The sequence below is a fragment of the uncultured Methanobrevibacter sp. genome (assembly GCF_902801725.1).
In the GTDB taxonomy this organism is placed as follows: domain Archaea; phylum Methanobacteriota; class Methanobacteria; order Methanobacteriales; family Methanobacteriaceae; genus Methanocatella.
Genome location: NZ_CADCJB010000002.1, coordinates 46,961 through 70,091 on the forward strand (window position 1 = coordinate 46,961; position 23,131 = coordinate 70,091).

18 protein-coding genes are annotated in these 23,131 nt (G+C 35.7%); 10 read left to right on the top strand and 8 right to left on the bottom strand.

Features of this window, described 5'->3' with window-relative positions:
* The first annotated feature begins 189 nt into the window (after nucleotides 1-189).
* Nucleotides 190-372, top strand: coding sequence for a hypothetical protein (locus QZV68_RS00615; protein ID WP_296877575.1), 183 nt, complete (start codon nucleotides 190-192; stop codon nucleotides 370-372).
* Between the two features lie 94 nt (nucleotides 373-466).
* Here the strand turns inward: QZV68_RS00615 and QZV68_RS00620 are convergent, their stop codons facing one another.
* Nucleotides 467-1,987 (bottom strand): hypothetical protein, encoded by a 1,521-nt coding sequence (locus QZV68_RS00620; protein ID WP_296877576.1) that lies wholly within the window; start codon nucleotides 1,985-1,987, stop codon nucleotides 467-469.
* 242 nt (nucleotides 1,988-2,229) lie between these two features.
* The gene (locus QZV68_RS00625; protein ID WP_296877578.1) at nucleotides 2,230-3,669 is read right to left on the bottom strand and encodes an ATP-binding protein; all 1,440 of its coding nucleotides are present in this window, start codon (nucleotides 3,667-3,669) and stop codon (nucleotides 2,230-2,232) included.
* A gap of 763 nt (nucleotides 3,670-4,432) precedes the next feature.
* Between QZV68_RS00625 and QZV68_RS00630 the strand changes: the two genes are divergently transcribed.
* Complete coding sequence (locus QZV68_RS00630; protein WP_363136736.1) at nucleotides 4,433-4,738, top strand: transposase; 306 nt, start codon at nucleotides 4,433-4,435, stop codon at nucleotides 4,736-4,738.
* A gap of 159 nt (nucleotides 4,739-4,897) precedes the next feature.
* Here QZV68_RS00630 and QZV68_RS00635 read toward each other — a convergent pair whose 3' ends face one another.
* A complete protein-coding gene (locus QZV68_RS00635; RefSeq protein WP_296877581.1) occupies nucleotides 4,898-5,038 on the bottom strand; it encodes a hypothetical protein in 141 nt (46 codons plus the stop codon).
* Between the two features lie 10 nt (nucleotides 5,039-5,048).
* On the opposite strand from QZV68_RS00635, the gene QZV68_RS00640 reads away from it, so the two are divergent.
* Together QZV68_RS00640 and QZV68_RS00645 are read left to right on the top strand one after the other, a co-directional pair.
* Nucleotides 5,049-7,238, top strand: a complete 2,190-nt coding sequence (locus QZV68_RS00640; protein ID WP_296877582.1) for an Ig-like domain-containing protein — start codon at nucleotides 5,049-5,051, stop codon at nucleotides 7,236-7,238.
* Between the two features lie 224 nt (nucleotides 7,239-7,462).
* A complete protein-coding gene (locus tag QZV68_RS00645) occupies nucleotides 7,463-8,665 on the top strand; it encodes a DUF3427 domain-containing protein (protein ID WP_296877584.1) in 1,203 nt (400 codons plus the stop codon).
* A 60-nt stretch (nucleotides 8,666-8,725) separates the two neighbouring features.
* Here the strand turns inward: QZV68_RS00645 and QZV68_RS00650 are convergent, their stop codons facing one another.
* The gene (locus tag QZV68_RS00650) at nucleotides 8,726-9,358 is read right to left on the bottom strand and encodes a hypothetical protein (protein ID WP_296877586.1); all 633 of its coding nucleotides are present in this window, start codon (nucleotides 9,356-9,358) and stop codon (nucleotides 8,726-8,728) included.
* 106 nt (nucleotides 9,359-9,464) lie between these two features.
* Nucleotides 9,465-11,393: a hypothetical protein gene (locus QZV68_RS00655; protein ID WP_296877587.1), complete on the bottom strand. Its 1,929-nt coding sequence runs from the start codon at nucleotides 11,391-11,393 to the stop codon at nucleotides 9,465-9,467.
* A gap of 118 nt (nucleotides 11,394-11,511) precedes the next feature.
* Here QZV68_RS00655 and QZV68_RS00660 point away from each other — a divergent pair, with 118 nt between their 5' ends.
* Complete coding sequence (locus QZV68_RS00660; protein ID WP_296877589.1) at nucleotides 11,512-12,231, top strand: carboxymuconolactone decarboxylase family protein; 720 nt, start codon at nucleotides 11,512-11,514, stop codon at nucleotides 12,229-12,231.
* A 47-nt stretch (nucleotides 12,232-12,278) separates the two neighbouring features.
* Entirely contained in the window at nucleotides 12,279-13,664 is a 1,386-nt protein-coding gene (locus QZV68_RS00665; RefSeq protein WP_296877591.1) for a glutamate synthase-related protein, read from the top strand.
* Nucleotides 13,665-13,691: 27 nt separating this feature from the next.
* On the opposite strand, the gene QZV68_RS00670 is transcribed toward QZV68_RS00665, so the two are convergent.
* The gene (locus QZV68_RS00670) at nucleotides 13,692-14,099 is read right to left on the bottom strand and encodes a pyridoxamine 5'-phosphate oxidase family protein (RefSeq protein WP_296877593.1); all 408 of its coding nucleotides are present in this window, start codon (nucleotides 14,097-14,099) and stop codon (nucleotides 13,692-13,694) included.
* A gap of 583 nt (nucleotides 14,100-14,682) precedes the next feature.
* Here QZV68_RS00670 and modA point away from each other — a divergent pair.
* Genes modA through QZV68_RS00685 form a run of 3 tightly spaced genes read left to right on the top strand, consistent with a single transcriptional unit; the run spans nucleotide 14,683 to nucleotide 17,310 of the window.
* Nucleotides 14,683-15,513 carry a molybdate ABC transporter substrate-binding protein gene (gene modA / locus QZV68_RS00675; protein WP_296877595.1) on the top strand — a complete coding sequence of 277 codons (831 nt, stop codon included), beginning with the start codon at nucleotides 14,683-14,685 and terminating at the stop codon, nucleotides 15,511-15,513.
* 51 nt (nucleotides 15,514-15,564) lie between these two features.
* On the top strand, nucleotides 15,565-16,242 hold the full coding sequence (modB, locus tag QZV68_RS00680) for a molybdate ABC transporter permease subunit (RefSeq protein WP_296877597.1): 678 nt from the start codon (nucleotides 15,565-15,567) through the stop codon (nucleotides 16,240-16,242).
* A 30-nt stretch (nucleotides 16,243-16,272) separates the two neighbouring features.
* A complete protein-coding gene (locus tag QZV68_RS00685) occupies nucleotides 16,273-17,310 on the top strand; it encodes a sulfate/molybdate ABC transporter ATP-binding protein (RefSeq protein ID WP_296877599.1) in 1,038 nt (345 codons plus the stop codon).
* 220 nt (nucleotides 17,311-17,530) lie between these two features.
* Here QZV68_RS00685 and QZV68_RS00690 read toward each other — a convergent pair whose 3' ends face one another.
* The gene (locus tag QZV68_RS00690) at nucleotides 17,531-18,070 is read right to left on the bottom strand and encodes a DNA-3-methyladenine glycosylase I (protein WP_296877600.1); all 540 of its coding nucleotides are present in this window, start codon (nucleotides 18,068-18,070) and stop codon (nucleotides 17,531-17,533) included.
* A gap of 210 nt (nucleotides 18,071-18,280) precedes the next feature.
* On the opposite strand from QZV68_RS00690, the gene QZV68_RS00695 reads away from it, so the two are divergent.
* Nucleotides 18,281-19,417: an aldo/keto reductase gene (locus QZV68_RS00695; protein ID WP_296877601.1), complete on the top strand. Its 1,137-nt coding sequence runs from the start codon at nucleotides 18,281-18,283 to the stop codon at nucleotides 19,415-19,417.
* 186 nt (nucleotides 19,418-19,603) lie between these two features.
* Here QZV68_RS00695 and QZV68_RS00700 read toward each other — a convergent pair.
* On the bottom strand, nucleotides 19,604-23,131 hold a 3,528-nt coding region (locus QZV68_RS00700), incomplete at its 5' end, for a hypothetical protein (RefSeq protein WP_296877602.1).

Consider the following 23,131-nt stretch of genomic DNA (forward strand, 5'->3'; position numbering starts at 1 on the left):
TTTAATGTGGTATTTTAATAGGGTAAAGATTAGACTTTAATGGCATTGGTGTAAAGTCTTTTAACTATTGAAAAATTGATTTGATTATGTAAAATTGCATTTAAAAAACCATTTATTAAATGCTTTGCGATTTGTTTTAAAAAATAAGTTTTAAGGGGAAGTTCACATACAATTAATTAATGTGAGCATATGATAAACGATTCAAATATTGCACAGTACAATTGCAGAAAGCATATCACGGACCCTGATGCAATCAGGCTATTAAGGGAATTTGAAAACAGCCCATACACTCCAACGGGTAAGGAGATTATGTATAATTTCTACAAAAGCGTGGGAATGGATGTTGACTATGACGAAATTTTCTCTGATTAATGATTATCGTTTCATGATAGTATTGAGCCATCACAATACATTAAATCAAGGTAAAAAATAAAAAAAGCAAGGTGCAATAGCACCCGTTAAATTTTTAGACATGTATCCACGGGGAAACGTACTTGGTCGGTCCGTATACGCTGTTTCCCTTGTACTGGATTATCAGCTGCACATATTTCAGGTCATCGTCCAGCCTGACGCTTCCGGTAAATGATTTGGCATTGCCGAAATAGCCCTTGAATGTGTTCTTGTATTCGCTGTTTGCTCCACTGCTTGTCTCTGCATAACGCAGCACTGCAGTGTATGCGCCGTTAAGGTTCTTTCCGTTAGGCAGTTTGAGGACAGGTGTGAATTTTATAACGGCATAGGTGTAATACGCGTATTCCGGATATGCCCAGTCTCCCCTATCGGTTTGGGTAACTATCATTCTGACTACTTTTTCTTCGGTTACTGTAGAGACGCTGCGGGAAGTCAGCTTGACTGCTGTTTTCACCTTCTGACCGGGTGCGAGCTTGGTAATCTTAATTGTGCTTGATGCCTTTCCGGCAATCTTGCCTTTGGCTTTCAGGACAACCTTATGGGTTCCTGCAGCGAGCTTTGAGGTGCAATACTTGACGATTCCATTTGCATTGGATGAAAGTGAAACTGTATTCTTGCCGTCGATTGTCAGTGCCACTGGAACTCCGCCTACAAGCCTTTTGGTTTTTGAATTAATTATTTTTGCCTGGAAGTAGTCCTTTGTCTTGTATATTGCGGAAAGCTTGGAAGGCTTTATGATGACTGACATCTTACCTGCAATGTTGATGTAGGTTGTAATCTTGTTTCCAGTCACTTTATTTCCGTAAACGCTTATCACGACATTATGCTTGCCCGGAGTCAAATCCGCAACCCTGTTGAATGTTGCAACTCCCTTGGAGTTGGTTCTCAACTTGTATGAAACCCATTTCTTGCCGTTGTGGATTTTGAAGTTTAAAACCACATTTGCCGCAGCTCTTTTGTCGCTTTCCACAGCCTTTATTGCGAATTGGGTGGTGGATTGGCATTTGACTGACAGGGGCTTTGCGGTGATTTTTATGCTGTTTTTATATACTGTTATCGGGGCCTGGCTAGGGTTTATAAGAAGGCCGTGCCAGTAGTCGTCGTGCTCCACTTTCATCACGAAGTTGCCATCGCCCTGTGTGGTTTCCTTCCAGTTCAGGACTCCCTCTCCGTAATAGTCGATGTCCACGCCATGTATCCAGTCGCTCTTGGTTTTGGTGTTGATTACATGGATAAGAATCTGTTCGTTAATTCCTATCGGTTTGTTGGTTCCAGATTCTACCAACTTGACATATACCTTTGTATCGTCTGCGTATTTTCCGGTTCTTTTGACAAAAATGACATCCGCCACAGTGATGTCGTCATCGCCCAGAACATCATCACCGCTTTCATCGGCGGTTAAGGTGTCATCGGAAAGCTCATCGCTTGTCGTTTGCTCAATGTTTGAAATTACATTTTCTATTGTATCTTCGCTGGCTATTGCCGTATCATTGACGTCGCCGGCAGAAACGCCGGAAACTGTAAACAGGATGCACATGACAAGACAAATGACCAGCAAGCTCTTTTTGAAATTCATGCTTAACCTCATTATTTAAACTATGTTAATAGTTTTATTTGAGGTATTATTTAAATGAAGCAAATGTTTTCATTTAATCGGATGTTCTTGGTCGTCCGTTTAGTTGGCGGTCAGCCTTTTGCCTTGCAGACAATGGCGAGGTAAGTGACGGTTTTGGCATGCAGTCCGTTGTCCGATATATTGCTGACATTGCCTTCATTTCCAACATATCCAACCGAAGGGATTATTTGAAGCGAAAGAAACTACATTAAGGCAAATGTCAGGACAGGAACATATAGAATATTACGCTTGAATTCAATTTTTGAGGTTCTGTTGGAAACCAATATTCCATACTCTGCACCGTATTTGCTTTTTGCCCTTGTAAGTTGGCTTTTGGTTTTCTTGCCGATGCCAACTTCAATAGGTATGACCTCGTCCAGGTTCTTGACAATGAAATCAACACCTTTCCTGTTGGAGTCATAGAAGAGTCCCAATGACTGCAAGGATTCATCCGACAATCTGTTTAATGCGGATGCGACCATATTTTCAACAAGCACAGCATAACACTTCTCGTGATTCAGGTCATATCGGCCCACACGATAGTTCAATGCGGATTTGATGGAAGGCGCCAAAAAGAAATGCTGTTTCGGTTTGTTGAGTATTTTGCCTGCAGATCCGTATGCACTGATGCTGAATATCAGTTGAGATTTTTCCAATGCTTCCAAAATACTGTCGACTGTTCTGACATTCAGATTGAGGCTTTGAGCCAGAGATGAGGATGAAGTGGTTCCAGGCTTTTTGGTGGCCAAATATGAAATCAATCTCAAAATGCTTGCATTGGTGCCATTGTTGAATGAAGCAAAATGCTTCAAATCATCCAGGACAATCCTCTCCACCATATCATTTGTCAGCCTATGGGCTGAAATTTCTGAAATGTTCAGTGCAAACGGGAAGCTTTGCGAATGAATATATTTTTTAAATTCCAGTTCAGGGTCATTATCCAATTGAATCATGTCCTTTTTGATGATGTTTTCACATTCCATTGCCTCATCAACAGTATGAGGATTCAACTTTAAAATCAAATCCCTGAAATTGTTTTTTGTCAGGTTGACGTTGTGTTTTAAAAGGAGGTATTCCTGAAAGCTGCATGGCAACAGCTGTTCTTTTGTGATTCTTCTTGAGGCATCAACATTAAGTTCCAGTCCGAGGGCTGATGAACCTGTAAAAATCATGAATATATTGAATGTTTTATTAAAGAGCAATCGTGCGTAATCTGCCCAGTTTTCATCCAATTGCGCTTCATCAACAAAAAAGAAGATTTTTTTGTCCAGACCTGCGGGAATTGTTTGGTGAATGTCCTCTAAATATAGGTCAAATACTTCTTTGATGCCTGTATCATACACGCTTTTTAAATCATGCACGTCCAGATAGAATATGTTGTCCTCCGGAACGTTTTTCTGTTTTGTCAGATAATCGTATAACTGATACAATATTGTTGTTTTGCCTACGCCCCGCAAACCGGACATCATTATGAAACGATTATAGTACTCTAAATTGGTATTTAAGAAATTATCAGCATGTTCTTTAAGTTTAATGAATTTTAAACGTTTGTTATCGATTTCTTCCAAATGGTTGGCTGACAGGATTCTTGTTTCCCTTTGTTTTGCGTGAATGTAGTTGATCAATTCCTGTTTTGACGGCATGCTTTTTCCCTCACAATTATCTTTTTGATTTTGATTTATATAATGCTATGCATCATAATGCATAATTACTATATAAATAGTTATGTAGTATAATACATAATCAGTATATAAATAGCTATGTAGTGTAATACATAATATATAATTTCTATTTGAAAAATTTGGCTAATGCAAAAAATGATAATGGAAATTATCCAAACAGTTGTGAAAATACTCTATAGCTTCCAATATTTAAATTAAACGATTTTTAAATCTCAAAATTGATTTGAAAATATGAAATTCATTTCGCCGGGTAAAATTCAAAACAGGATTTAATTAAAAAAAGTTCTAAATGTTAAAAAAACAGTCAATAGTTACATGTCTGCCTGCCTGGCTATCTTTTCATGCCAAACAGGCAGCATTCGCGTGTCACTTTCAATTCGCATAATTTTCACCCCCAATGATAATCGTTTGCGAATGAATATTCTTCTTAATATATCCTAATATCAGGAATCATTTCAAGGATGTCGTCAATATCCATGTTTTCACCTCCAATCAGTTTACAGTTCAACAGCATTAATTGCCTAATGAATTAAATCTATAGTCCGGTGGTCAATCATAATAGTCACCTTGATTACTTTCTGGTTGGTGTTGTTTTTCACTTTCAACACATTAGACCTATTAATTAGTTTATATAAGGCCATATAAATAGTTTTGCGAATGTAAGTGCTCACTTACATCTTAAAAAAGAAAAATAACCTTAAATCTATTATAAAAAGAAGACATAATTACAAAAATGCAAACCGAACAAAGAATATGCTTAATCCTAGATAATTATAGTGTCCACAAGTCTGCATTTATCAAAAAAATAGCCCTGTACCTCAATATTGAACTAATATATCTTCCACCATACTCTCCTCACTTAAATCCAATCGAACAGATATGGAGACAAATAAAAATAGAAATAAAACATTATTATCTTGAATCAAAAGAATTTCTGCAAGAACTAACTACAGAAACGTATAACAAATCGATTTCAGGAACCAAAGTTTATGACAAATGGCTCGAAACATTTATACCAAAAGTTTGGTAATTAACTATATCACTTATTTGAGATAACATTCAGTGATGGCTTTTTCATATACTTCCATAAGATTTCAAATCCCCATTGATGAAAAACTCTAACATTACTCATTCATGACATTTATCTGTTGAAAAAATAGATATAAACCATTCGGCCTGCGCCAGTTCCCTAAGGAGTGGAATCTGCGAGATATTCATTGTTTCTGTCGGCCACACCGCCCGAAAAGACCGTCGCAATAGCCACAACCAATAGAAACAGAAGCAATATTTTTCTTGACAAACATGACTTATTTATATGACAATTTAACATAAACATTAACATGAATAAAAAAAGATTAACCATATCTTTATTAATATTATTAATTCTAATAATATGCACTGGAATTGTTTCAGCACAAGATAACAGAACACAGAGCATTGAACTTGATGAGATTAATGAAGATATGAAAATTGACGGAAATGAAGAAATATCATTAAGTTCCAATGAAAGCGAACAGACAATTGATGATAAAAAAGACCCTGATTTCGATATTGAATTTGAGAGCACATTTATACAACACTGCTGGGAATCATCTGAAGGTGGACCTTCTCTTATTATTAATCCAAAATTCGAGAATATGACCGGTACATTCTCTGTTTCAATTGATGACAAGCATTATACTACTCAGGACGTAACGTATTTTTCAAATCCAATCTGTGAGATTTGGGGAATGGACTACAGTTTAGGTGAACATACCATAAAAGTACACTATTCAGGAGATAACAATTACAAAGAACTTACAAAAACACATATTTTCAGTGTCAAACTCATAGACATTAAAATGGGAAGCGAAGAATACGTAATTGGAAATAATTGGATTAGTATAGACATGGTTCCAAAAGCTTCAGGAACTGCAACTTTATATATCAATGGTGAAAAAAAGAAAACAATAAATATAAAACCTTTAGATGATGAAATGGCCGATTTTGGCTTTTCCAATTTTGTTTATATAAAGTTTGACGAGTTTGTTAAATTTGGTGAAACCTACAATGTTACCGTGAAATTTGATGGTAAAAACAATGGAAAAACCTTAAAAGCTTCCAAAAGTGGAAAAATTAGTTCAGTGACTTATCCTATGGAAATTTGCCTATTTGAGGATTATGAATATGGTGTTGACAATAGGATTACCATTACTACACCAAAAGATCTCATTAAAGAAAAAATTAATGTATTTATCGATAATGAAAAGGTTGAGGTTTATCAAAAAAACAATAAGGAATACAATCCATATAAATATAATTACAAACCGGATACTTATGATGACAACCCATATACATATTATGTAAAAATTAAGGATTATAAAGTCGGAACACACAGCATTAGAGTAAACTATGCCGGAGATAGCAAATATCCTTCAAAATCAGTGAATACTACTTTTAAAGTAACTGCTAAAATTAACATGAACTTCTACACCCTATTATATAATTCATCAAAACCTGTTTCATTGAACCTGCCTAGTGATGCTGCAGGCAACTTAACAGTTTATATTGGTAAAGCCAATGAAAACTATGAATTATATGAAAGCTATGAATTATATGAAAGTAAAGCATTGATTAACGGATCTGCAAAAATTAATATTAACGGAGCCCATGTTGGATACTACCTTGTTAAAGTGACATATGACGGAAACTATGAAATTGAAAACATTACAGATTACAGAATAGAAGTTAAACCAATCATATCATTTCCGAAATCAATGATTTGGGGTGAAAATAAATACATTACAATCCAAGCAGATAGTCAGGATAACGGAACATTATATTTCTACGTATCCTGGGGAAAACTCTACAAACAGGTAAAGCTTGTTAATGGAAGTGCAAAAATTTCACTTAAGGACATGCCTATCGGAAATCACTATGAGGGAGAAACCAACATTATATACAACAATAGCAACTATGAAATTGTACTTTGGGAGTATTGTTTATTTGTAAAACCGAAAATGATATTATCCGGACCCGATAGCATATACTATAGTAATAACGCATATTATGCCATGAAAGTTTATGGAACTAACGGAAAAGTAGTTTCAAATAAATATGTGACAATTAAAATTGGCAGGCAAAGCTTTAAAGTAAAAACCAATACCCAAGGAGTAGCTAAGATTAAAATACCATATACAAAAGTTACAGTTGGAAAATTCACAGTCAGGTTAATCTATAATGACTTTTCCATTTCCAAAATATTAACAGTAAAACAAGTGTTAACACTTAAAAGAGTAAACGTTAAAAAATCTGCTAAAAGACTAGTATTGACTGCAACGCTTAAAAAAGGAAATACTGCCATTAAATCAAAAGTGATAACCTTCAAATTTAATGGAAAAACCTACAATAAAAGAACCAACTCAAGAGGAATAGCAAAAATAATCATTAACTCCAACATGCTTAAAAAACTTAAAGTAGGAAAGAACTTTACCTATCAAGCAACATACCTAAAAAATACTGTAAAACAAACCGTTAAGATTAAAAAATAAGGATTAACAATCTTTATTATTTAATTTTTTAAAACAGATTCCACTTTAAAATAAATCTCAAATCAAAAAGAATGAAAACTGAAATACGTTTTATTAATATGGAATCGGAAATCTGGAAATTGCCCTGAAGGTAAATACAAAAAAATACACTGATATGCTAAGAATAACAATGGAAAGGCCGTCAGCAAGGTCAGGGATGCAAGGACAAGTACAGGAAGTATGTGATGGAGGGAAACAAGATCATTCCCGGCGCATCTTCAATCAACTTTGATGAGATTTCCAAAAAGCGTATATATGATTCAATTAATAACTCTTCATTTTCAAAGGTCGCATTGTTTAAGGAAAAGTACAATCAATTAAAATATAAGTTGGGAAGAATCCCTTCATTATATGACTTCGCAATTAAAGGAGAATTCAATCCTGAAATAATCCTCAATCACAACAAGTTCGACACCTACCACACCTTCCTTGAATATGTCGAGGACGGCTACTCCTCACAGCTTTCAGAAGCCGAACTTGCACCGCTGAGATTCATAACCAAAAAGCTCATCAAGGGAATAAGGCCCCACGAGCTTGTGATATTGAGTTGCCTTTTATATAATAAGTGTTTCACAATCAATCAGGTTGAAAGGTACCTCTATGAAACATATGGCCTTGAAGACCAGTTCGAATCGATTAAAAGCGCAGTCAATGTCCTGAGCATGAACTTCTACCGGAAAGAAACAAGCGACGACTATCAGGCAAACACCATACAGTTCATCACTGATGATGACATCGATATCGAAAGGCTCTACTTCAACTTCGATAAAGACGTTTACGATGACCTGAAAAGCAATGGGGATTACAGGTTTGAAATGTCCGATTCATTCAGGGCAGCAACAGCAAATCCCGTCTGCTTAAATCATATCAGGGATGCAATCAGATACGGATTCTACAAGTATGCCAATGTCTACGGTGATGAAAAGCCCTTCAAATGGTATGAGAAATACTCAAGGGAAGACGTCCTGAGGATTCTCAACTGGGAAAGGTTCATGAACGGACAGAACATTGGGGGATACAAGATAAAATACGACACCTGTCCGATTTTCGTAACCTACAACAAGGCAGAAGACATTTCACAGACCATCAACTACGAGGATCACTTCATAACAAAGGACACCTTCAACTGGATGAGCAGAAACAACAGGAAAACATCTTCGCCTGAACTGGAACCGTTAATAAACTACAATGGTGTAAACACACAGCTCTTTATTCAAAAAAGCAACGACGAGGGAATTGAGTTCTACTACATCGGCAAGCTGACTCCATTGAAGTATAAACAGGTCTACAGAAACATAAACGGCAAGGACCAGCCTATAGTCAACTTCAAGTTCAGGATTGACCATGAGGTTAAGGATGAGCTGTACTCTTATTTTGTAAACGATTAAAAAAAGAAATCAAAAATGCTTGGTTAAACCAAACATTCCATTTTGCGCAACTCGAATGCGCTATGCACTAAATCCCTTGACAAGCCTATATGTCCCGTAACCCAAAGGAATCAGTGAAACCAACGTCAATGCTTCGCTGCTGTTTGTGAATCTCAATACGTAATGTCCGCTGAGTCCCATAATCAAAAGCAATGAGCCGATTATAATATAATAAACTCCAGCATATTTTGACTGCTTTTTTACGTATCGGTTTTTCTTTTTTCCGTATTCCTTGCTGTCATAGATGTCAACGGAATCGCTTTTAACGGATTCGTATGATGCAGATCTTGTGTATTCCTTTTCAAGGATGTCTGTGAGTTCATTGAAAAGCTCCTGCAGAGCCTGATCGGATCGTATCACCTTGACGTACATATAAATTAGGGTTCCGTTATCCTGGTCGGATTCAAGCGTTGAATATCCTTTGAATGTCGGACCTCCTGTCCAGATTGATTTCTTAGCTCCGAATAGCACAGATTTTGAATCGGGGTCTTTCTCAAAAAGAATTCCGTGGTTAATTCTTTCATGCAGCCTTAGCAGTGCTCCATACACGTCGTCAATTCTGTATGGAACCAGCAGGCTGTTTTCAGAAACCGTTCCCTTGTGTTCGTCTATTCTTTTCATCCAATCGTCTTTCAATTCCTGTGTGATGACCATAATTGACACTCCTTTAATGTGATATATGTCTGTATAGGTTAATAAGTCGATTAAATGAAATCATTTAAAAAAAAGAAATTGAAATGTCCGGATTTGAACCGAACATTTATACTCTGAATTCTGCTGTGCAAGGCTTGTGGGTGCTGTCTCCGGCATATGTCACCACAACCACCATTGATGAGTAGTCTGAGCTGTGGGATGTTGGGGATATGGTAAATTCCGTATTGGCATCGCCTGTCTCGACACCGCTGCATTTCACTCCGTTGGATAGTTTAAGCTGCACTTCGAGTTTTCCGTTCACTTGATTGCCGTTTGAGTCAAGCAGATTGAATGTTGCGCTTAATGATGAGAGCGCCCCTCCAATGACTTTTCTCATGGAATTTTTGCCGGTGATGTGTGTTTCAACCTGTTTTTGCTCGATTTTTATTGAACTTTTTGCGGTTGCACCGGTGTATTTTGCAGTTTTGCCAACATTGACAACGACATTATGGACTCCTTTGGCCAGTGAGGCTGTGGAGATGCTTGCAACTCCGGCAGAGTTTGTCTTGACGTTGTAAGTCTTATAGCCGTTTCCGGTATAGACTTTCACGCTCACTTTAACTCCGGCCATTCCCTTTCCGGACTCCTTGTTTTGAACGGTGGCCTTGAATGTTCCTGTATTTGGGCTGTTTGTCACTTCAGGTGCAACGATTCTTAGGGCTGCCTTTGAAACCTTAACTGAACTTGCCTTTTGAGTGGCTGTAACAAATTTCTTGTCTTTTACGCTTGCGACAATCTTGTGGGTTCCCAAAGAAAGTGCTGATGCGGAGTATCTTGCAATTCCTTTGGCGTCACTTGTCACTGTAACGGTCTTGCATTTCTTGCCTGTGTAGACCTTCAGTGTCAGCCTGACGTTAGGCATGACCTTTTTGGTCTTTGCATTTAAAACCTTCACCTGGAATTGCTTTCCTGATGCGTAGGTGGTTGAAAGCTTGTAAGGGGTTAAAACCGCTGAAGCCTTTGTGATCTTTATGCCAGTCCCCTTGGCGGGTGTTGACTTTGCTGAAACGGCACTGGCGCTTGCCCAGTATGTTCCCGGTGCGAAAGGCACTGTATAGGTGGCAATTCCCTTGGCGTTGGTGGTAACTGTGGCGGACTTGCCGTTTGAGAACGTGATTTTCACTTTCTGATTTGCCATGGCCTCATTTTTAGGTGTTGTCATTAAAACCTTGAGGACAACGCCCTGATAATATGTTCCGCTTTTTGTAAGCTTAAGCAATGCTGTGCTCTTGGGCATTGTCACCGGTATCTTGTAGATGCTGCAGGACTTCGCATTGGCACCGTCAATTATCCTGACGGTTGTATTCAATGTTGCTGGCCTGTTTTCTCCATTGTATGTGACATTTCCATTCATCAAAAGGCCTTCATCCGTTTTGAATCCGATCATCATGTAAAACTGTCCTGTAAACTTTGAGGGAACCTTGTAGACTGCAATGCCCTTTGAATTTGTGGTTACTGTGGCAAAGTCGTTGATGTCTCCTGTGGTTGCGAGTTTAGAATCGCAATCCTGGGATGCAAGCTTTTCGTCACTTGAAGCCTTCAAATCTTCGTTGAATGCATAAGCCATGACGTTCAGCTCGACATTTGCCAGGCCGACATCATCCTCTTCGGTTGCCAATCTGATTTTGACCTCGTCATCGCCATAGCTTTTCGGATAGTCGGTAATCTCTATCTTTAATTTGGCATCTATGCGCTCATCATATGTGTAGTCAGAAGGGTCATCTTCATCATAGGGGTAGTCATCCTCATAATCTTCTTCATCGTCCCAGTAATCTTCATCATCATCCCAATTGTCATCTGAATCATCATCGATGTCATCGTCGTCCATTGTCAATATTCCGTTTTGAGCATCATCATTTGCAACAGGTTCTATGCTGTTAAAGGTCTCGTTAACAGTCGAAACCTGATTCTCCATACTGTCTGTTGCACTGACAGCAGAAACAGCAAGTAAACTTGTAAGGATGATAGCTATCATCATGATTTTTTTGTTAAACATGATATTGTATTTGTAATTCTACATTATTAAGTTAATTAAATAAAATGTTTTCATTGAAAATATTCATTTTATTTTTGAAGTAGAAAATAATATTTACTTTCTTTTTTAAAGTAATTTTATGAATGATTTATTTGACAATTTTGGAAGAATCCAAAAAAATGACCCTGAATTTCATGAATTATTTAGGAACTTTGCATTTGGTGAAGTGTTTGAGTATTCAACATTGCCTGAAAAAGAATCTATTTTGGTGATTTTAGCCAGTTTGATTGCATGCCAGTCTCCAAAAGCATTTAAAAAGATTTTAATTTCAGCTTTAGATAAGGATGTAACTCCTGTGGAAGTTAAGGAATTGCTATATCAGTCAGTTCCCTACGTTGGCTTTGGCCGAGCTCATAACTTTTTTGGAGTTGTGATTAAGGTATTCGATAAAAAAGGAATAAAAATGCCTTTGGATGGGAAATCCAATACGGATTCTGGAAATAGGTATGAAAAGGGACGTGAACTTCAAGAAAGATATTTTGGTGTTGAAAACATTCAAATGATGAGAAATTCCACTCCTGAAGACCAAAAACATTTTAACACTTTTTTAGAAGGTTTTTGCTTCGGTGATTTTTACACCCGTGATGGATTGGATGACCGGCAAAGAGAACTGATAACATTCGTCTTTATTGCTACTTTGGGTGGATGTGAAAATCAGTTAAGGGGCCATACTCAAGGAAATTTGGCAGTAGGCAATTCAAAAGAGGATTTGATTTCAGCAATCACTGTCATAATGCCATATATCGGTTTTCCAAGAACTCTCAATGCATTGTCCATTGTTAATGAAATAGTTGAATAGCTAACTATATATACTATCAACCCACTATTTAATCAAGAGGTGATTTCATGATATACAAATGCACTGTTTGTGGTCACATACATAATGAGGAAGCGACAGGAATTCTGCTTAAGAATTTGGAAAAATGTCCTATTTGTTCCCAGGATATTTCTAAATTTGTGAGGGTAGAAAATTCTAGGTCAAGTGAAAATCAGGAAATCAATGATTCCGATCTTTCCTACGATAAGAAATATGCAAAAAGTGATAAGGATATCAGGCAAATGGATGCAATTCACCAAATGGCCATTACGGGTGAATCAATTGTATCTGCAATGTATACCAATTTGCCAATGCCTAACTGGGATGATATACTTATTTTGGGAAATCAGCTGAATCCGCAGCCTTTGGAAAGCACTGTAGAAGTTGACGCCCAGACGGTCATTGGCAAAACCGCAAGAAAACCATTGGTTATTGAAAGTCCAATCTACATTACTCACATGTCTTTCGGTGCACTTTCAAGAGAAACAAAAATCGCACTTGCCAAAGGAGGGGCTGCCGTTAAAACCGCCCAATGCAGCGGTGAAGGAGGAATACTTCCTGAAGAAATGGAAAATTCATACAGATATATTTTCGAATATGTTCCAAACAAATATTCGGCAACTGAGGAAAATTTAAGGAATGCTGATGCAGTCGAAATTAAGATTGGCCAGTCTACAAAACCTGGTCTTGGAGGTCAATTGCAGGGTGAAAAGGTAACTTCAGAAATTGCAGAAATCAGAGGCAAACCTTTAGGCGAGGACATTCACTCTCCAGCAACAATTCCTGAAGTTAACTCAAAAGAGGACTTGAAAGAGTTGGTTGATGATTTAAGAAAACGTTCTCGGGGCAGGCCAATCGGACTTAAATTCGCAGCCGGAAAAATTGAAGATGACTTGAGTCATGTTCTATATGCCGAACCGGATTTCATTACAATTGATGGTCGTGGCGGATCAACAGGAGCCAGTCCAAAATTAATAAGGGATTCAACATCAGTTCCAACTATTTTCGCATTATCAAGAGCCCGCAAATATCTGGATGAACATGAAAGTGAAATTGATTTGACTATAACTGGAGGTTTGCGCGTTTCATCTGATTTTGCAAAGGCATTGGCTATGGGTGCTAATGCAGTAGCCGTTGGAACCGCTGCAATGATTGCGGCAGCATGTCAGCAATATAAGATTTGTGATACTGGTGACTGTCCTGTTGGAGTTGCAACTCAGGATGATGAGCTAAGAAAAAGGCTTAAGATTGAAACTGCTGCAAAAAGAGTTGAAAATTATCTTAAAGTTTCAACAGAAGAGTTGAAAACTTTTGCAAGAATTACTGGGCATGATAATGTTCATGAGTTAAATATCAATGATTTGTGTACAATAAATTCGGAGATATCTGATTTCACTAACATTAGACATGCTTAAAAAAAGTTTGAGTATTAATGATTATCATTAATACTTAAATTCATATGATTCTTCTACTTCAAACATGTTTCTAATTTCGGCTGTGGCGTTGTTTAGGAAAAATACACCCATTTCCCAGCCGTTTGCTTTGTATGCTTCAGCAATTTCGGGCATGAGTTCAAAGGCTTTTTCAACAACCGCTTCGTTTTTGGTTAAATCTGCAACACCATAATATCTTAAGAAATGTTCTCCGTCCCATGCTGCAATTTCAACATTTGGATTTGCTTGCATTTGTTTATAAACTTCTTTGAATGTTCCTACTCCGAAATATATTTTGTCTTCGTACAATAGATGGAAACCTAACGGTCTTACTTTTGGTTTGTCTCCATCAGCGGTTGCAAGGTAAAATACTTCGGCTTTTGTTATTATTTCATTGATTTTTTCAATATCTGACATTTTTACACCTCTATTTTATATCTTGTTTGAATGTTATTAAATATTTTTAGTGGAAGCTATTTTTTATTATATTTTTTCGATGTGATGGGTTTTGATGATAATATTATTATAATTCGAAATTCTTGATAATTTTAGGTTATATTAAAATTAAAGTTATTTAAATTAATTTATTTTTTTCGATATGTTATTTATGGCGTGTTTTCATAACAAAACTTTTATATGTATTTTGTTAGAGGTTATACTATCTGTGAAATTATATTTACAACGAAATTTTTGGATTTTGTATACTTATATTTGAAATATCGGTACAAATTTCAAAGAATTATCATCGATATGAAAATATTTATATATCATTTTTAAGTTATATATAATTACTAATCATGATATTAATCGTTTTTGGGATTGGGAAATGGGAAGAATATCATTTTATTGAATAAAATATTTATTCGTTATAATGTTATGCCATAATTTATGGTATTGTTATATTTGATTTTTGTAAAAAACCATGTGTTTTCTAATCTTTATTACTGATTTCGTATCTGATAGTGTATTCTTGTATAATTACTTGAAGAGGAGAAAATCTATGAAATCTATGAAAAAATATTTATTTGTAGCTGTTTTAGTTCTAATAGTTGCTGTTGGAATAGGTTCATGTGCTGCTGGCTGGTTTGACTTTGGAAGTAGTGGCAGCGGTAATTCAACCAATGATAATGTAAGTGGAGAAATTAATCTAGCTGCTGCAGCTAGTCTAAAAAATGTATATGATGAAAAATTAATTCCAATGTTTGAAAAACAACATCCTGGCGTAAAAGTTGTCCCTACCTATGCTTCAAGTGGGGATTTACAAACTCAAATTGAAAATGGTTTAAAAGCAGATATATTCATGTCCGCTGCTAACAAACAAATGAATAAGTTAGCTGATGAAGGTTTTGTTGACAATAAAACCAATAAACAGTTCTTGGAAAACAAAGTTGTTCTAATTGTACCTGCTAACTCAACATCTAACATATCTTCATTTGATGATTTGAAAAATGTCAGTGGTCACATCGCGATTGGTGATCCTGAATCTGTACCTGCAGGTCAATATGCTAAAGAAGTATTAACCAATTTAGGTACTTGGGATTCCGTCCAATCTAAATTATCTTTAGGTACTGATGTAACTGCAGTATTAAACCAAGTAGCTCAAGGATCTGCTGACTGTGGTATTGTATATTCTACTGATGCTAAATCAAACAAAGATGTAAAAGTTGTTTGTGAAGCTCCTGCAGGATCTTTAAACACTTCTGTTATTTATCCTGTAGCTGAACTTAAAAATACAACTAATAAAGAAGGTGCAGATGCATTTATGGACTTCTTACAAACCAAAGAAGCTAAAGATGTATTTGTAGAATATGGATTTACTATTCATAAATAGGTTCAGTATTGTATATGGATGAATGATTAATTTGTTAAAGGTGATAAAGACATGGCAGTAGATTGGTCCCCTGTTTTCATTTCAATGAAAACTGCAAGTTTATCTATTTTCATAACCTTCTTTGTAGGTTTGTTTGTTGCTTGGGGTATCGTTAAGATGAAAAATGATTCAATAAAAATAGTGCTTGATGGTATTTTTACATTGCCTCTTGTGCTACCTCCTACTGTTGTAGGTTTCTTTTTATTGTGGATTTTTGGTGTTAGAGGGCCAATTGGTAAGTTCTTCATAGACTTTTTCACTGTGAAAATAGCTTTCTCATGGTCTGCAACAGTTATTGCGGCAGTTGTCATGTCTTTTCCTTTAATGTATCGTTCTGCTCGAGGCGCATTTGAACAAGTAGATTCTAACTTGCTGGATGCTGGTCGAACATTAGGTATGTCTGAATGGAAAATTTTCTGGAAAGTTTTATTTGCAAATGCATTGCCGGGCATTATTAGTGGTGGAATTCTTGCTTATGCTAGAGGTTTAGGTGAATTCGGTGCTACCGCTATGATTGCAGGTAATATTGCTGGAGAAACCAGAACACTCCCTATGGCAGTTTATTCGGAAGTGGCTGCGGGTAATATGGGAGAGGCTTTTAATTATGTAATTGTCATTATCATCATAGCATTTATAGCTATTTTCATCATGGATTATCTTTCCATACGGAAGGAAAAACAATGGAAATGATTTACTATTTTTTTTCAAGGGGAATGTTTTATGGACGGTAAACTGTTAAAGGTAAATATCCAAAAGAAACTTAAGGAATTTGAGCTTGATGTTGACTTTGAATTGAAAAACAAGCGTCTTGGTATTCTTGGCCCTTCCGGCTGCGGTAAAAGCATGACATTGAAATCCATTGCAGGCATTGTCGATCCGGATAATGGTATTGTAAGCTTAACTTCTGATGGAGAAACTGTTTATTTTGATTCCAGCAAAAAAGTTAATTTGAAACCTCAAAAAAGGAATGTCGGTTACTTGTTCCAGAATTATGCATTGTTTCCTAATATGACCGTTGAGGAAAATGTTGCCTGCGGTTTGTCTAAAGATGATGATGAAAAAATTGTATCTGAAATGATTAAACGTTTTCATTTGGAAGGATTGGAAAAAAGATATCCTAGGCAATTGTCAGGAGGTCAGCAGCAAAGGGTTGCTTTGGCCCGTATATTGGCTTATGGTCCGGATGTCATATTGCTGGATGAACCCTTCAGCGCTATGGACACTTTCTTAAAAGAGCAATTGCGTATTGAACTTGTTAATTCTCTAAGTGATTTTGATGGATTTTCCATTATGGTTACTCATGACCGTGATGAGGCATTTCAGTTTTGCGATGAGCTTATTGTGCTGGATGAAGGTAAGATTATAGCAAAAGGGGATACCTATGAAATATTTGAGAATCCAAGAAAGGTTCAGGTTGCAAGGCTTACTGGCTGTAAAAACATTTCAAAAATTGAAGTTATTGATGATTATCACCTCAAATCATTGGATTGGGGAATTACATTTGAAGTGTCTGAAAAGATTTCATCAAATATCTCCCATATTGGAATAAGGGCACATAATTTTTCTGCTGCCAATGAAGATGATGTTAATGTGATGGATACTAAAAATGCAAAAAAATTGGAGATGCCTTTTGAGTGGGAAATAACATTGGATAATGGTTTGTGGTGGAAACAGGATAAACGGATTAGGGAACATGACTTTGAGATTCCTGAGTATCTGAAAGTCGATCCAAATGACATAATATTATTGGAAGATTAGTTCAATTAAGTATATCATGGATGTTGAACGAACGATTTTAACTATCATAAATTTAACTTCCTCGACTGTTTATTTTAATATTCTCATTGATTTTATATCTTTTTATTAATTGTTTATTATATTAATATTAATGGCAGTGATTTTTGAGTTGATTTTTCATGGAGGATATACATGTCTGTTAATAAAATTTGTTTGGAATCATGATTTCAATATGTTAATGTTAAAATTTAAAGCAATCCTGCTGGTGGTTGTCAATGATTCCAATGGCTTCAAGATATGAATAGATTATAGTGGGTCCTACAAATTTCATTCCTCTTTTTTTTAAATCTTTTGAAATGTTTTTGGATAGGTCTGATTCGGTTAAATATTCTGCTTTAATAATATTTCCCTCAGTAAAGCCCCATATATATTCATCAAAGCTTCCGAACTCTTTTTGAATTTCAATAAAAACTTGCGCGTTGTTTATTGCTGAAGTGATTTTGCCTTTATGGCGGATAATTCCTTCGTTTTCCCTCAATTCATTAATTTTATCCTCACCGTAATCTGCTACTTTATTCACATCAAAATTATCAAAGGCTTTTTTAAAGTTTTCGCGCTTTTTTAATATTGTAATCCAGGACAGGCCTGCCTGAAAGGACTCAAGAACTAGAAATTCAAATAGTTCTCTATCGTCGTGAGTTGGAACTCCCCATTCCTCATCATGATATTCAACATATATGTCTTCCACTTCGGTTGCCCAGCTGCATCTTTTTTTGTTCATAGGTTTAATTATTAATCGCCCCATTTAAATATATTCTTAATAAGATTTTTATTTGCTTGGTGCATACCGCGCTTCCGAGTGGGACAATTTAAAAAATATTAATAAATATCATTGACAAAAATAATAATATTGTTGACACTCTAAACATTAATGACATATTGTGTTATGTTAAAAAATTAATTTGAAAAAAAGCTATTGTGGGGAATTTTAATGAAAAATTTAGGTATGGGAATGATGAGGCTTCCGCTTCTCGATGAAAATGACTTTACAAGCGTTGACTATGACCAGGTAAATAAAATGGTGGATGCATATATGGATGCAGGATTCAATCATTTTGATACTGCATACATTTACCATGAAGGGGTAAGTGAAGATGCATTTAAAAAATGTGTTGTTGAGAGATATCCGCGCGAATCATTTAAGATTGCAACAAAATTGCCGTTATTTGTAATCACTGAAGAATCACAATTGGAACCGATATTTGCCGACCAGCTGAAGAAATGCGGTGTGGACTACTTTGATTATTACATGCTGCATAACGTAAGCGGATTTACTGAAACAGCATGGAAAAATGTTGACTTGTATTCATTTATCCAAAAGAAAAAAGAGGAAGGTTTCATTAAGCATATTGGAATTTCCACTCACGGAAATGCTGAATTTCTGGAAGAAATTTTGTTCGAACACCCGGAACTTGAATTTGTTTTGCTTCAAATCAACTATCTTGACTGGAAAGACGAATCAATTGAATCAGAAAAATGTTTGGAAATTGCCAAAAAATACGATAAGCAGGTTATGATTATGGAACCGTATAAAGGAGGATTTTTGGCTGATGTGCCTAAAGAAGCTGAAAAATTAATGAAAGATTATAATCCTGACAGGTCAGTTGTTTCCTGGGCAATGAGATTTGTAGCTAATCTCGGTGCCTGTGTAGTTTTGACTGGAGCAAGTAATCTGGAACAGCTTGAAAACAATATTGAAGAAATTAAAAACGCAGATCCATTAAACGATGAGGAAATGAAAATCATTGAAGAGGTTTCAGAGATTATTACAGGTAATATTACTGTGGACTGTACAAAATGTAGGTATTGTGTTGATTCATGTTCCGAAGACATTGACATTGCAAAAATCTTTGATTTGTATAACAAGGAAAAGATACTTGATGATAAAACAGGATGGACCCAATACGGTAATGCTTATCTGAATTATTCAAAGCTTCCTGATGTTGGAATAGCTTCAGACTGTATTGAATGTGAAATGTGTATTGAAGAATGCCCTCAGCAGATTAACATTCCTGAAGTCTTAAAGGATGTTGCTGAAACCTTTGAAACTGAAGGTTATGGTTTTTAAGGAATAATTCTATTTTTTGGGTGTTTGTTAATTAAACTCCCAATGTATTTTTTTTTAATTTTAAAAGATATCAACTGTTAGCAGTGTTCTCTTTTTTTTCAGTTGTTTAATGGTTGGTTAAAAATAGTTAGTTAATAAAAAGTCAAAAAATGAGGGGTTTAAAGCCCTCTAAAAAAAGTTTAAATTTTATTGTTTGCGTCTTCTTAAAGGAACAATAGCAAATATGCTTAATAGCAACATAATTATTGGATTTCCAGTAGCTTTTTTGTCGACAGGAACGTGGCTAGATTCTTCCTGATTAACCGGTTCGTCCGGTTCAACTGGTTCAACAGGGTCAACAGGGTCAATTGGTTTTGGAGTAACGTTTTTAACAATAGAAACATTAGCATTGTCACTTACGTTTCCAGTCAAGTCTGATCCTGCAATAGCAACATTAGTAACACTTCCAGCTTTGGTAGCGTTACATGTAATAATGAAGCTTATACTTTCACCCGGAGCTAAACTACCTGAGTAATAATAAGTATTACCCACTTTAGACCAGCCATTACCATTGAAACTAACAAATTCTAATCCATCTGGGAGTTCATCAATGACAAATATGTCATTAAGAGTAACATCCCCAGTATTTCTCACAGTAATAGTAAATGAAACTAATTCACCAACTTTTACTTGATTTTTATTAGCAACTTTACTTATAGCAATACCCGGAGATACAACAACAGTAGTATTATTGGAATATGCTTTTGAAGTAGCATTGCTAGTTAAATTAGAACCTGCAATAACTTCTGGTATGAATGTGCCGGATTTAGTTGTATTGAAGTATAAGATATAATTGACAGATTCACCAGGGTTTAAAACACCGGAATAAACAAATCTATCACCTACTTTAGTCCAACTTTCTCCTTCGAATCCAGTGAATATTAATCCTTCAGGGAAAACATTTGAAACGTAAACGTCTCCAAGGACACAATCACCATCGTTTGTAACAACAACAGTAAAGCTAACAGGACTGCCAAGAATAACCTTCGGAATATTAGATATTTCACGAACAACTAAACTTGGAGTATATACTGTAACGGTAGCATTAGCAATATGATTATTTATATTATCAGCACCGGCAACAATGTTATTTGTGAAATTACCTGAAATAGTAGTATTAACTAAAACAATTAACTCCACGCTTTCACCAACACCTAAAGAATGTTCATAGTAGAATATATCTTCATTTTTAATCCAATTAGGGCCGATAAAAGAGTCGTAAATTAATCCTTCAGGAATCATTTCTTCTACAAATACATTATTGAGTTCTATATCTCCATAATTTGTAATGATTATTTTAAAGCTAGTTCCATTACCTGAATAAACAAAGTCATCAAGTGCTACTTTAACAACAGAGAAGCCCGGATTATAAACTGTAACGTTTGCAGTACTGTTTTTAACAGTAGGCTCTTCAGAACAATTTACACGAGCAACATTTTTGAAAGTACCGTTAGTTAAAGCTTTAGCAACAATCCAAACAGTGTAATCATGATATGCAGGTAAATTATCTATAATCCAAACAATATTTTGACCATCTTTATTATAATTGCCACTAGCGCTTACAAACTCAAATCCGTCCGGTAAAACATCACTGATACGAACATGTGTTGCGAAACTATTGCCGTGATTTGTGGCAACAATAGTGAAGTTAACCATGCCATTAATGAATGTTTTTGTAACATTAACGGTTTTTTGAATCTTCAAGTCAGGTTCATATACATAAATTGTAGTATTATCAGATACACGAGTGGTATTTTCACTGCAGTATACTGATGCAACATTAGTGTAAGCACCTGTTGCAGTAGTTCTAGCTTTAATAGTTACATTGACTGATTCGCCACCATTTAAATGTGGGAAAATATGTTCTAAAAGATATCCTTCAACCAAAGTTAAACCTTCAGGAAGTACATCTTTAAGTACAACAAATGTTGCATTTTCATCACCAACATTAGTTATGGTAATAGTGAAAGTAACCACATTACCAATAGCGAAATCATCATCATTAGCAACTTTAGTAATATCCAAAGTAACTGGTTTAAGCACTTTAACAGTAGTAGTAGAACTGTTTTTAACAGTAGGCTCATTACTACAATTAGCTTGAGCAATATTTCCGAAAGTACCATCAGTTAAAGCTCTGACAACAACCCAAGCAATGAAATCTTGTTCTGCAGGTAACCTGTCAACAGTCCAAACAACAGTTTGGCCTTTTATAACATAGTCACCGCTAGCACTTACAAACTCGAATGATTCATCTAAAACATCACTGAGGCGAACGTCTAATGCAGCATTATTACCATGGTCTCTGACAACGATAGTGAAGTTAACCAATTCATTGATTTTAGCTGCACTAACATTGGCATTCTTATAGACTTTCAAATCAACAACATATACATTTACTGTAACGTTATCAAATACGCGAGTTGTATTTTCATTGCAGTATGCTGATACGACATTAGTGTAAGCACCTTTTGCAGTAGCTCTAGCTTTGATAGTTATATTAACTGATTCACCACCTCTTAAAAGAGCAATAGTTTGTTTTAAACTATAACCTTCAGATAAAGCTAAACCGTCAGGAAGTATATCTTCAACTACAACATTGGTAGCGTTCTCTTCACCGAGGTTAGTTACGGTAATGGTGAAAGTAACATCATCACCAATAGAGAGATCATCATCATCCGCAACTTTGGTAATATCCAAAGTAACTGGTTTAAGTACTTTAACAGTCGCAGTACTGTTTTTGACAGTAGGCTCTTCACTACAATTTACATGAGCCACATTAACGAAAGTACCGTTATATAAAGCTCTAGCAACAATCCATACAGTGTAATCTTGCTCTGCAGGTAACCTATCAATAATCCAAACAATATTTTGATGATTTCTGATATAGTTGCCGCTAGCACTCACAAACTCAAATTCCTGAGGTAAAACATCACTGATACGGACGTTTGTTGATTCATCATTACCATGGTCTCTGACAACGATAGTGAAGTTAACCAAATCATTGATTTTTGCTTCACTTACATTTGCATTCTTATGAATCTTTAAATCTATAATATATACATTAACTGTAGCATTTGCAGATTTAACAGTATCATTTTCAGCACAGGTAACATTCACATGATTTGTGAAAGAACCTATTTTGGTTGTCTGAGCAACAACAGTAAATCTATATGTTTCATCTTTAGCCAGGAATGGAACAACATGATTCAATTCACCGCTTATCCATTTTAAGCCATCAGGTAATGTATCATTAATAACAACATTAGTAGCGTTTGAAGGACCTTTATTGGTCACGTCAATAGTGAATGTAACAACATCACCTATTTCTGTATCGTTATCATCAACAGTCTTAACAATGTTTAAATCAACGATTGAAATGACATCAAACTCTATAGTATCGTTGTTATTGGTATAATTCCATTCTTTTTCATCACATGAAACATTAACTGAATTGTTGAATAAACCTACTTGAGATGTTTTGGCGGTTAAGACCAATTTAGCTTGTCTGCCATTTTCCAGTTTGTCAATATTCCAAGTATTGCTTGAAGAATCATAGGTTCCAACTGATGTGTTAGTATCAATGACTGTTAATCCGTTTGGAAGAACTTCTTTGATAACTACGTTAGTTGCTTCAGTTGCGTTAGCTGCATTACTTACTGTGATTGTAAATACTGC